Annotated in this window: 8 protein-coding genes and 2 CRISPR repeat arrays (1 of these 10 cut by a window edge); all 8 genes read right to left on the reverse strand. The window is 37.4% G+C overall.

Going from position 1 to position 12778, the window contains the following annotated elements:
- A CRISPR array of direct repeats spans nt 1-1121; the repeat unit is 33 nt; unit sequence ATTTCAATCCACGTCCCTCATTCGAGGAACGAC (it extends 179 nt beyond the left edge of the window).
- Between the two features lie 165 nt (nt 1122-1286).
- The 8 genes from cas2 to NHH15_RS06340 all read right to left on the reverse strand — a co-directional run bounded on the left by cas2 (nt 1287) and on the right by NHH15_RS06340 (nt 12777).
- Nucleotides 1287-1577, reverse strand: coding sequence for a CRISPR-associated endonuclease Cas2 (cas2, locus tag NHH15_RS06305; RefSeq protein WP_262065813.1), 291 nt, complete (start codon nt 1575-1577; stop codon nt 1287-1289).
- A gap of 7 nt (nt 1578-1584) precedes the next feature.
- Nucleotides 1585-2616, reverse strand: a complete 1032-nt coding sequence (cas1c, locus tag NHH15_RS06310) for a type I-C CRISPR-associated endonuclease Cas1c (RefSeq protein ID WP_262065814.1) — start codon at nt 2614-2616, stop codon at nt 1585-1587.
- A 42-nt stretch (nt 2617-2658) separates the two neighbouring features.
- Nucleotides 2659-3330, reverse strand: coding sequence for a CRISPR-associated protein Cas4 (cas4, locus tag NHH15_RS06315; protein WP_262065815.1), 672 nt, complete (start codon nt 3328-3330; stop codon nt 2659-2661).
- Entirely contained in the window at nt 3317-4183 is an 867-nt protein-coding gene (gene cas7c, locus NHH15_RS06320) for a type I-C CRISPR-associated protein Cas7/Csd2 (RefSeq protein ID WP_262065816.1), read from the reverse strand. The genes cas4 and cas7c overlap by 14 nt, the downstream gene beginning before the upstream one ends.
- A 2-nt stretch (nt 4184-4185) precedes the next feature.
- Nucleotides 4186-6087, reverse strand: coding sequence for a type I-C CRISPR-associated protein Cas8c/Csd1 (gene cas8c, locus NHH15_RS06325; RefSeq protein WP_262065817.1), 1902 nt, complete (start codon nt 6085-6087; stop codon nt 4186-4188).
- Nucleotides 6084-6782 carry a type I-C CRISPR-associated protein Cas5c gene (gene cas5c / locus NHH15_RS06330; RefSeq protein WP_262065818.1) on the reverse strand — a complete coding sequence of 233 codons (699 nt, stop codon included), beginning with the start codon at nt 6780-6782 and terminating at the stop codon, nt 6084-6086. Before cas5c ends, cas8c begins: the two co-directional genes overlap by 4 nt.
- A 12-nt stretch (nt 6783-6794) precedes the next feature.
- Complete coding sequence (gene cas3 / locus NHH15_RS06335) at nt 6795-9194, reverse strand: CRISPR-associated helicase Cas3' (RefSeq protein WP_262065819.1); 2400 nt, start codon at nt 9192-9194, stop codon at nt 6795-6797.
- A gap of 182 nt (nt 9195-9376) precedes the next feature.
- Nucleotides 9377-11755: direct repeats of the CRISPR family, unit length 33 nt; unit sequence ATTTCAATCCACGTCCCTCATTCGAGGAACGAC.
- A 254-nt stretch (nt 11756-12009) separates the two neighbouring features.
- Nucleotides 12010-12777: a hypothetical protein gene (locus NHH15_RS06340; RefSeq protein WP_262065820.1), complete on the reverse strand. Its 768-nt coding sequence runs from the start codon at nt 12775-12777 to the stop codon at nt 12010-12012.
- Nucleotide 12778 lies beyond the last annotated feature (1 nt).

The raw sequence follows: 12778 nt of genomic DNA on the forward strand, positions 1-12778 counted from the left end.
TATCTTAATGCCGCTTTTTCATTTCAATCCACGTCCCTCATTCGAGGAACGACACACTCCAATAACATCACCAACTGCTGCTGTTCCGATTTCAATCCACGTCCCTCATTCGAGGAACGACTGACTCTGGGCTGTCTAACCACGCTGCACTGATATTTCAATCCACGTCCCTCATTCGAGGAACGACTTTTACCGGTATTTATTTCTACGACCTTTTGATATTTCAATCCACGTCCCTCATTCGAGGAACGACGTTATGGATGGTGGAGTGAATACGATTCAAACGATTTCAATCCACGTCCCTCATTCGAGGAACGACGATTTCATTTTTTCGGTGATTTTAGCTTCTTCGAATTTCAATCCACGTCCCTCATTCGAGGAACGACGCAGCTGATGAGGATTATTTAAAAAGCCTTACGATTTCAATCCACGTCCCTCATTCGAGGAACGACTTTATACCAGTCGGGTGACAAGGTGACTGACAAGATTTCAATCCACGTCCCTCATTCGAGGAACGACCTGGATATGTGAGTATGTATAGTTTTGACAAATGCATTTCAATCCACGTCCCTCATTCGAGGAACGACTAAATTACGATTTATTCGATCGGGATTGACATAGAATTTCAATCCACGTCCCTCATTCGAGGAACGACCATAATGCACAAATATCTCTTTGTTCCATCTCTATTTCAATCCACGTCCCTCATTCGAGGAACGACGAGTTTGATACATGGTTCTCTCATATAAAGAGTGGATTTCAATCCACGTCCCTCATTCGAGGAACGACCTTCTTGACCATGCTCAATTTGTGGATATGACTATTTCAATCCACGTCCCTCATTCGAGGAACGACAAATGAACACCTTTACTTGGTTGATACAAAAACGGATTTCAATCCACGTCCCTCATTCGAGGAACGACAACTCCTTCCCCTCACACTCCCCCTTAACCATTATTTCAATCCACGTCCCTCATTCGAGGAACGACTCAACAGCTGCTTCATCTAGCAAAAACAGAACAATTTCAATCCACGTCCCTCATTCGAGGAACGACACGACATATTCGCAAGTCTGCAGTAAGAAAAGAATTTCAATCCACGTCCCTCATTCGAGGAACGACCGCAATATATAGTTAAAAACAGCTAATATTGCCTTTCATTTTGTATATCTTAAATCAAAAAACAAACGATTTAATGATATACTTTTTATTTTTATATTTATATATATCTTTTTCAGTGCGAGTCTCCCAGTAGTTCTTTGCACACTAGAGGTTCGCACCACATACTTATATAATCAATGTATCTTCCATACTATATGTTTGTTTTGCTCCAAAGTGTTCCACCTTCGACTGGTATTTATTTCCAAGATAGTAAAACCTTAAACTGTCACGTTCTAAATCTACTAACCCAACAAGGATCTCTTTTACTTCCCTACACTTTGCACTATCCATGATACACTCAAACACTGAATTCTGTACTCTCTGACCATAATTTTCACATTGCTTCGCAACTTTTCTCAGTCTTCGTTTTCCACTTTCTGTTTCTGTATTCACATCATATGTAATTAAAACCAGCATTTTGCACCTACTTCCATAAGAATACCGGATATTCATCTAAATCTCCACGTATATACCTTGCCAATAATAATGCTTGTACATAAGGAACCAATCCCCACTCAATTTTTTCTTCCAAAAAAGGGTGCACCAACACTTCCTTCTTTCGATTCCACCACGCAGTCAAAATTGTTTTTCTTCCCTCATCAGTCATGAGTACTGCTTCATTCTCTTTTTTGATAAAATCTTTTTCACTGACCATTCTTTTATTAATCAATGATAACACAAATCGATCTACCAATACAGATCTAACTTCTTCCATCAGATCTAAAGCCAGAGAGTTTCTTCCTGGTCTAGCTTGATGCATAAATCCTAAATAGGGATCCAATCCTACTGTTGATAGAGCCGATGCGCACTCATTAGCCAGAATAGAATACATAAATGATAACATAGCATTAACATTATCTAGTGGCGGGCGTCTATTACGCTGATGAAAGAAAAACATCTCTTTATTTTGCAATATTAATTCATCAAAAACCGAAAAATATTGACTGGCTGCATTCCCCTCAACACCAACAATTTGCTCTATTTTATCACAGTCCCTTAGCTGCAAAATTGAGTTATCCAGACTCAAAGTAACTGCTTTTATGGATTCCACATCAACCTGCATAGAATGGTCTCTTGTTGCTCTCTCCAATACCCATTTACTATTATATATCTTTCCAACAATCATATTCCGTGCGATTTTCACACTCTTTCCTTCATCATCCGCAATTCGATACTGCTCTCTGCGCAGAAAAATATTTCCTTTCATTTCTCCACAAACGCTAGCTAAATATTTTCCGCTCCTAGACAAAAAGACCAATGCAATATTTCGACTTGCACATGCCCCCATTAATGCTGGTGAAGCTCCTGCATGGCCACAAGTAACAATCCCCTCCAGATTATGCAATGGAAATCGAGCTACAGTACTCCCTTCTTCCCGTACTGCCAACGTTTCCCCTTCTAAGGCCAAATATTTATCTTCTGATAAAACATATAAAGTGTTTAATAATTTTCTCATATAGTTTTTTGTTGCATTTATGTCTACAACATCTCCTTGCAATTATTCTTCGGATACCTTGTCCCAAATATATTTGCTTACATTTCTATTTTTTAACAATTTAGGTACACATAAATTGTTGAGGGAGCACGCATTACATGCCTTAGACCACTTAACTTTTGGCGTATGTTTATTTTCAAACATGCGATGCATGTCTTCAACAATTCTATGAATTTCATTTCGCTCTTCTGTTGTTATTGCTACTTTTTCACGCCGTTTTGTCGTTCCATAATATAAGTATCCATAATCAATCTGAGTCGATAACATTTCTTCTAGACAAAGAACTTGCGCAATTAATTGCATTCTATCCTCATTCCCTGATTTCGATTCTCCCTTTTTATATTCAACGGGAATGACCCCAAATTTCCCTTCTTTTCCAAAAAGCATAATCGAATTGTCCCCCAAATCATCCCGAACGAACTCAACCACATCACAAACTCCTGTGATACCTAAATGCTTTGAAAAAACACGCATCTCTCTAGAAATTATTTTATCACCCCTAGTTTCTAGTGTAGGACCATCATGAGCACGATCATGCATTATGTTTCCTTCTACTGTGCGCAAATTGTCCTCCCATTGATGTTCAAGATGAATCAATGCCCATTGACGTTTGCAAAATACATAATGTTGTATTCCTGAGATCATTAAATAATCTTCCTCTTTATATTCCTTCATACACCTCAGCTTTTAGCCCCTCCATTTCTTCTACAGAAATGCGATAGTCCTCCATACTCTTAGGAACAATAATATCCTCATTAATCAATTCAACCTTGACGCTGTCATGCACTTTTTTCGTTGAATATTGTCCTATCTTGTTATTGTGTTTCCACCAATACAATTTCTCAACTGCCATACTTCCATCTGGTCTGGCTGCAGAGGCATCGTTTACAAATAATGTTCTCACTGCTTCTTTTATCTTCTCTGCATCTTCGTCTGTAAATCCTGTTTTTTCTGCCAGCTGAACATTGATACTTCCCTTCAGAAGGTATACCCCAAAATCAACTCTGTGTTTCATTCCCATTGTATCAGAAGCTTTTCCACCTTTTGTATCTTCACTGTTTACACTCTTGGTAATCTGAATTGATGTAATGTCGATAGGGCTAACGCTGAATGCGGGATGAACAGATACTGGTCCTCTTACACCAAGAGATAGCTCTGAGCCTTTAAAGGCAAACACTTGTCCAAAACTTCTGACATCCATCCATTCTTCACATGCCACCTTATGTCCTAAATCTATATCGGCCTTTTTCCCTTTGCTCAGAACTTCTTTAAAGTTAGTATTTCCTTCTGCACGATTCTTTAGGCTGTTATATTCATCCACTTTCTTATCATCAGATTGAACAAAAATATTTTCTCCCATATCCATTAAACGGTTTCTGATTTTTCTTTTAATGCATACATCAGAAATTTCTCCATGTCCATCGTAAGTTGTTCTTGGCATATTTCCATTTAATGGGTCACCATTTGAATTTGCATTATTAACTGTGATAATTGCCACAAAATCCATCTTATTACTCAATACGCTCATTATTAATCCTCCTCTTCTTTCGCTTCGTTTGCTTCTTTTTCTGCTTTTAGTTCAATTGCTCTATTAATGATGGCAGTTCTCTGACTGTCAAATCCCAACACAAAATTCCCATCTAAGTTTGTTGCTTTTTTCAGCTCTTGATCATCAATCTTTAGAGATACCTCACCTAATAAATAGTATAAGTAATTTCCCTTCGTGCCTAGTTGCTCTTGATACGGTATTAATTTGGACCGGATATACTTCCATGTATCTGATGGTTGACTTGTGAATCTTGTAAAATACCGCATTGCATTGGTAGAACGGATTGAAGCATTTTCACCTGCTTTTTCCCTTAACGCCCAACTTTCAATTGCATCTGCTATTGCTAGCAATCGTCCACAATTGTATGAAATATCGTTGCTTTCCATAATATCCATAATAATCTCCTCCTCCTTATAATCGTATAAATACTTATTGTATAAAGCACAAAATGTCGCTACGATATTTAGCCATAAATTTAGGTTACTATAGTTTTGTGGATGCTTAGCTTTATTGAAAACAGTATCCACAATATCCTTTGGGATTTTTCTTCCATCACATATACACGGCAATATTCTTTCTACCGTTTGTGCAAAGACCTTATCATTTCCCTTTAAAAATCCACCTTGATCTGTGCCAAACGCCGCTTTTGCAATATTGATTGGTGCCGGTGCCCCAAAGTATGGTATATATCGTCCTTCATCATTTTTAAAGAAAAAATTCCAACAACATGTTTTATGCCATTTTTCTATATTGCTAATTAACTCACTGCCCTGCTGACCTACATATTCACGTTGAAAAACAATAGACAATCGCCCTGTAGTAGCAGCATCTACACCTAAAATCACAAAATGACTATCGTCTGCAATCAGCTTCTTATATCCCAGTATTGCTTTATTAAAATGTTCCGCAAAAGTCTTCTTTGTCGTAACTTCATTTTTCTGAACACCTAGTAATTCTGCTGTGCTACCGAATAAATCCGGCATATCTTCATTTTTTGTACTCCAAAGTACAAAGACCTTATCTCCTAAGCGAACCCCTTGATTTCGAATAAGCCATTTCAAAGCATTATGAACCTTCTGCGAGGCCTCATATCCTATCATATATGCTTCCTGAGCATTTTTAAATCGACCTCTAAAAGTAAAATTCGATGTATCATTTGCGGAAATCATCTTGGCCTTATCTCCACTATGTCTGATTTTGGAAGGGTGATTATTGCATCCTCTTCCCTCTTTCCCAGTCACATAGCACAGTTGGTTATTTCCACCTTTATGTAAATAGTATTGGCTATACTTATCTTGCAATTCTTCATCCTGCCACAGAGCATCCAACTTTCCTGTTCCCAAAACTCGAAATCTTACAAAGGCATCTTTTTGTTCTCCTGCGGTAAGCTTATATCCTTCTGCATTATTCCACTTTTTTGTTAGAATTCCCGAGTCATCTAAGGAGAATATACCGCTACTAGCTATATCTTCAATAAGAGTTCCTTTTCTCAAATATTTATACAATGCATTTATTCTCTCATCTGTATACTGAGACTCACTCCAATTTCTTAACTGCTCTAGATATGCTTGATAATATTTTTCATTATCTTCATCGCAATATTTTTGATAGTCACCTGCAATGTACTTCAATTTATCAAACAATGGATGAGGTTCAACTCCTGAGCTTCTGCTTGAAGACCCCTCCGTTACTGGTATAACTGTTTCAGCATGCTCCTTGTCAACAAAGGATGCTCCTTTAAATGTAGCCAAACTGTCCAACACTATTTCAATGTGAGCCTGTTGAGTAGAATGTCCTATCTTTAGCAGTCCCTCGTGTGAAAAGATCTTATCTGACTTTTCCAACTTATTATACGTATCATACAAGGCATACATCCAACTCATTCAAGCACCTCCTTTTCAACAAAGGTAAGTTGATCCCTCGTAAAATTCTTTATGTTCATAGATCTTATCGTCCTTCTGACTGGGCATTCCTCTTGTTTGCAAAACTTTATAATTCCTTTTTCCATTTTGGGATACCAAAACAGTGCCTCTAATTCCTCTTTCCCACTTTGGTCTGGATACAGAAATGAATGAAATACAAGTCCAAATTCCATATCTGGAGTATTTTCGTAACAACTTGTTTCTTCTTCTATAATCTCTTCAACATATCCCTGGCATTCTCTTACTCCAAGAAATATATCCCGTCGACCGCCACGCTTAATTGATCTCTTTGCTATTTGAAAATGCTTATCTTCCTGAAAATCCTGTCGCAAATCTTGTCGAAATTCATTAAATTCAAAATGAGCCTTGACTTCATAAGCCACATCCGCCAAATAGGTATAAAAACTCAGGTCATTTCCTCCATCGTATTTAATCGGACGTATTCCCTTACTCTCTGTTCTAATTGGATTTAAAATCTTCACTTCATCAATCCGCCATTTAATTGTAGGTTTCCAATACACGGAAGAGGTTACACCAATTAGTGCTTCTGCTGTAGGCACTACCATTGTTGATTTTTCTCCCCCTATTTTCGTCATTGGATCAGTAAAAAGTGCATACCTTCCACTCACCTTATAGGTGATTTGATTCTTTTTCATTACTTCCTCCTTTCAGCATATGTAATTGTCCGCCGAGGCTTCATAAATAACACCTAGCTCATCGTCATAATAACCATTTGAAAGCACATATACCCCCATACTTTCATAAAATAAAATTGCACCTACCTCATTTAACATTTCAAATGCATACGTATATAAATTAACAGTATATCTTTTTGCCTTAGATAACAATTTCTTTTTTTCTTCCAGTGACATATACAAATTTCCTTCCGTAATTTGCGTAATTAGATTTTGACCGTCTTTATACGGAACAATAATTGACTTGGTACTGCTGTCTATTACCTCAAACTCTTTTGATGCTGACGCAAACTGTATTGGAAAACACATAGGAAAAGATGGATTTTCTTCATCTGCCCTATATCCTTCTCTATTTGAAGCACTGCTCATATCTAACAGCTTGTATATATTGGCAGCCTTCGTTGGATAATCAAATTTCTGATAGATTTCTCCATCACTATAATAGTTTTTAAAATATTCTTGCATAGCTTCAGGCATAAGAGTATCCTCAAATCTCTCCAGAATATCAATGCTCTTGATTCCTCCAATTGATATTTCCTGCAACTTAGAATAAGAACCTTCCTCATAATTAATAACGTAGCAATATCCTAATTCCTTCTCGCCATTTCTATTGATACGTCCCGCTGTTTGAGCTATAGAATCTAATTTGGTTATATTCCTTATACCCGCTTCAAAACTAATATCAATGCCCGCTTCAATTACCGTTGTACTGATACAGATTAGAGCTTCTTTCTTTCCTAATCCTTCTTTGACTTTTTCTAAAATGTCTTTCTTATGCTCTGGAGACAAACTGGAACTAAGATAAAAAACTTTCGTTGATTGAGCTATTTTTAATTTGATCTCCGCAAATATTTTTTTTGCGGAATTTACTTTGTTGACTACCACCAGCAGATTATTCACTGTCTGCTTTTTTTCTAAAATAAAATCTACAGTTTCCTCTAAAGTATATGGTTTTACCCTGCACTTATTCACTACATCTACACGTTTTAATGATGTGAATTTTTCCTGAACATCCCCCATAATTTCCACAATGTCATTCTTACTCATTTCCTGAAGATAGGGTGAATCATTACCTGGCTGTGTGGCTGTGCATAAAACTACAGTTGTATTTAATATCTCCGAGAGAAAACAAATTGCTCTTCGAAATAAATTCATACAATAAATAGGGATTGTCTGAACCTCATCAAAAACAATAATCGAATTCGCCATTGCATGGATTCGCCGCATATCTTGTGAACTGCGTCCATAGAATGAATTCAGAAACTGCACTACTGTCGTCACCACCAAATCATTTTCCCATCTTATAATCAGCTCACTATAATTATCTTGTTTATCTTCGTCAATAACATTTGAATGATGTTCCAGCAAATCACATTCATTCCCTAATGCCTTTCGAAACACTTCAGCATTTTGTTCAATTATTGATGTGTAAGGCATCACGTAGATAATTCGTTCTTTATCATTACGAAGTGCATGTTCTAATGCAAATCGAATACTTGCCAAGGTCTTTCCACCCCCAGTTGGCACAGTAAGACTATAGACACCTGTAAATCCTTTCCCTTTGTATAAACATTCATCTGAAATGACAGTTCTTATGTTATTAACCTTTGTTTTATTATTACTTAATTGCTTAACATATATTTCTAAATTTTGCTGATAGTTTTTTAATGCTTTTTTACATTCTCCATTTTGAACATATTGTTTCCATGCACAATCATTAATCTCAAAACACATACTGTCTAATCTGTCGGCATCAATAAGCATGCTATACAGTAGCTTTATCAGTAAATTGTAGATAAATCCATCTTTTTGCAGCGTTGCTATATCCTGGATTTTTTTTATGATTTCTTGTGTCGCTTCCTTAAAAAGCCTTTCTATATCTTCGTCTATGGTGTCTGTAAACTGTTTTACCACCCTCTCAAACTCTTCCGCATTTACTTTCTTCATTCTTTCTAAAATACTAACCTTGCCATTTACATTTAAACAGTCTGGTATTTTCCCATGATGATAACAACAAATCGTTGCCAGCAGTTCTGCCGTTATCTTTTCATATCCTTCGTTCTTTCCATATTTTTCGAAAATAAATTTCGCTCCATAAACACCGTGGTCAGATCCTTTTTCACTATCTCTTTCGATTTCTCTCTCTTGCAATTTTCCCTTTATATAGATAGAAAATTCTTCACTAAATTTCCCCATGTCATGAAGCAAACCCGCTAGATACATAAACTTCTCCACACTAACACGCCTGCCAAAACTGCCCGCAAGTGTAGCCACTTCAACAAGATGATTCCGTAATGGTTGGATTATTATCGTCTTATTATTATCATGTTCATCTATAACAAACCTTGCAATAAATTCATTTTTATCTGCCATTTTACATTACACCTCTTCTTCCATTACTAATAATGTAGCATTTTACTTTATGTAAAATTAAAGTTTTAGATAAATTGGTGAATATTGTAACTGAATAATGCATTGAAAAACATTGTTGCTTTCCAAATCTTCTCCTTCAAGGAGCGACTATTTGTAAACCAGTCTAACATTGCTTGTTGATTATTTCAATCTACGCTCCTCATTTGAGGAACGACAGGATGCTAGTCGAACTACTTTCTGCAATTTCAATTTCAATCCACGTCCCTCATTCGAGGAACGACAGCCTTGCAATTACCAAAGATGGTAAAGGCTATGATTTCAATCCACGTCCCTCATTCGAGGAACGACATTGCCGATGCACAATAATCCCTGTGACGGATGAGATTTCAATCCACGTCCCTCATTCGAGGAACGACTTCTTACCAATACCAAGGTCATAATCTCTAATACGATTTCAATCCACGTCCCTCATTCGAGGAACGACAAAATCGATTCATTGATGCCGCATACTATCGGAATTTCAATCCACGTCCCTCATTCGAGGAACGACAATAGTGGTACAAGTACAGCACACATTTTAATAATTTCAATCCACGTCCCTCATTCGAGGAACGACAACATAATCTTTGCTTATAGATTGCTCAGTGCTAAATTTCAATCCACGTCCCTCATTCGAGGAACGACAGTTTTGAGTTATGGAAAGCCGGATAAAAATAGTATTTCAATCCACGTCCCTCATTCGAGGAACGACCTCTGGCTTCATGTATGCGATAATATCAACCAAATATTTCAATCCACGTCCCTCATTCGAGGAACGACTAATTTCATCGATGGAATGGCTCAAAATTCCGAATTTCAATCCACGTCCCTCATTCGAGGAACGACTCTCCTTCTCCCATCATGTCGCACCACTCTGTAATTTCAATCCACGTCCCTCATTCGAGGAACGACCGTGTCGGACATGCAGACAGTAAAGTGACAAGAATTTCAATCCACGTCCCTCATTCGAGGAACGACAGTATTGGACAATTCGTTCCCCAAATCTTCAGATATTTCAATCCACGTCCCTCATTCGAGGAACGACGTAGGTTTAAATATTACCATCGATGTCGTATATGGATTTCAATCCACGTCCCTCATTCGAGGAACGACCTTGGTTCGTCTGCTCCGGGCGTTACGCTATGCTTTATTTCAATCCACGTCCCTCATTCGAGGAACGACACCAACATTGATATATTGTATCGTCTCAATCTTAATTTCAATCCACGTCCCTCATTCGAGGAACGACGGATATGGATGTAGACAATTGCCCTATGTGGAAAATTTCAATCCACGTCCCTCATTCGAGGAACGACAATAAAGAGTTTGCAAATGATAATAATTTAGTTAATTTCAATCCACGTCCCTCATTCGAGGAACGACAGCCATCCCGACGGCGTCCGAATCCATATATCAATTTCAATCCACGTCCCTCATTCGAGGAACGACTATTTTGTGCGTGATAATAATTTGTTGTATGGATTCATTTCAATCCACGTCCCTCATTCGAGGAACGACGACTTCTTGACCATGCTCAATTTGTGGATATGACTATTTCAATCCACGTCCCTCATTCGAGGAACGACCGTTGATTTTCGATATGATATACCCCATATCTTATTTCAATCCACGTCCCTCATTCGAGGAACGACATATTCCATCACTCATATTAAATATAAACGTATTATTTCAATCCACGTCCCTCATTCGAGGAACGACCTATACCAGCTAAAAAATCAGAGGTGACATATTATTTCAATCCACGTCCCTCATTCGAGGAACGACGAGAGCCTTTGTAGACTATGGCAGCAGGAATACATTTCAATCCACGTCCCTCATTCGAGGAACGACAAAACTTCTAATGCAATTGCTGATGTTGTAATAATTTCAATCCACGTCCCTCATTCGAGGAACGACATAGCAAACATCTTCCCAACGTCATATAATTCTTATTTCAATCCACGTCCCTCATTCGAGGAACGACATATAAGGCATTTCGCAAAAGTGTACTATTCATGATTTCAATCCACGTCCCTCATTCGAGGAACGACTTGTCGGAAAAATAGAATATCAAGAGCAGAAAGGAATTTCAATCCACGTCCCTCATTCGAGGAACGACAATCAAGTACGCTTTAACTAACAAATCTGAGCGGATTTCAATCCACGTCCCTCATTCGAGGAACGACGGCAGTGCTAAATGAACTACCAGCTTTGGAACGGGATTTCAATCCACGTCCCTCATTCGAGGAACGACGGTGTTGACATCACGCCATTAAAGGCGTATAATACATTTCAATCCACGTCCCTCATTCGAGGAACGACTCTTGGTACCAGACACGGGAAGCAATACAAAAAGATTTCAATCCACGTCCCTCATTCGAGGAACGACCTCACTTCCCGTCATTTTTACATGCTTATTATTATTTCAATCCACGTCCCTCATTCGAGGAACGACAGTTATCAACGAAGATGCGTAACCGACTTTATGAATTTCAATCCACGTCCCTCATTCGAGGAACGACCGCAATATTTAGTCAAAAAAACTAATATCGCCCTGCATTTTGTATATCTAAAATAGACAAAAAAGGTTTTTTCAAATATACTTTTTATTTACGATGATATATGTGACTTTTTCAGTGCGAGTCTCCATGTAATTTTTGCATACTAGAGACTCGCACTATTATATTAATACCACACCAACTTTTCATTCTGCCTCTTATCAAAATATTTCATCTGCTTTATTGTATCATATTTTCGACATAAATACATATAAATATCAATATATTTCTATTTTTACAAATCCATGTGGACAAGATGTAATCGGATCAATATAAAGTGCCGATGCGATCTCCTTTTCGTTAATGTCCCCATCTATTTTTAATGAATGTAAAAATCCTTTATATCCTCCCATGATTATTACATTTTCTTTTCTTTGAAAATTTTTTAGGGCTGCAATAACACTGTCTACTCCATTTAGAAATTCTCTATTCTTATCTTCTTCAACTGTCTTTAATGAGTTCAAATACAGAATCATTTGTTTAATTTTTTCTTGCGTCAATATACTCGCATTTTTAAGAACTTCATACATCCTTTCCTTTGTATCCGCAAAAATAGTTCCTTGAAAACCTTCGTCTTCCTTAATCATTTCAATACCCAACCCATCAAAATAATAATCCCATTTTGGTGTAGACTCTTGAATTCCCTGCGCCTTGAAAAGATTTCTCAACTCAATATATTCATTCTCTATTTTTATATCATCTACCATGATAAACTCTCCATGCTCTTTCTGCATAGAGCAAAGTGCACCTTTAATTGACGAACCCGGCAAATAATACTCTGCATGTTTGGGATCATATTTATCATATTCACCATATTGATAAAAAGGGTATATTATATTGGGTGTATTAGGAAGACGCTTTTCATCAAGACTAACACGAACATCTTCTTCCGAATAAGCTCCTAGGGTCTCGTACCAGGCCATAGTATTTCTTGGCGATACAATCAAACTAGATAGTGTCTGTAATTTATATGTGATTTTCTCCATC

The organism is Aequitasia blattaphilus, assembly GCF_024721305.1.
Lineage (GTDB): Bacteria > Bacillota > Clostridia > Lachnospirales > Lachnospiraceae > Aequitasia > Aequitasia blattaphila.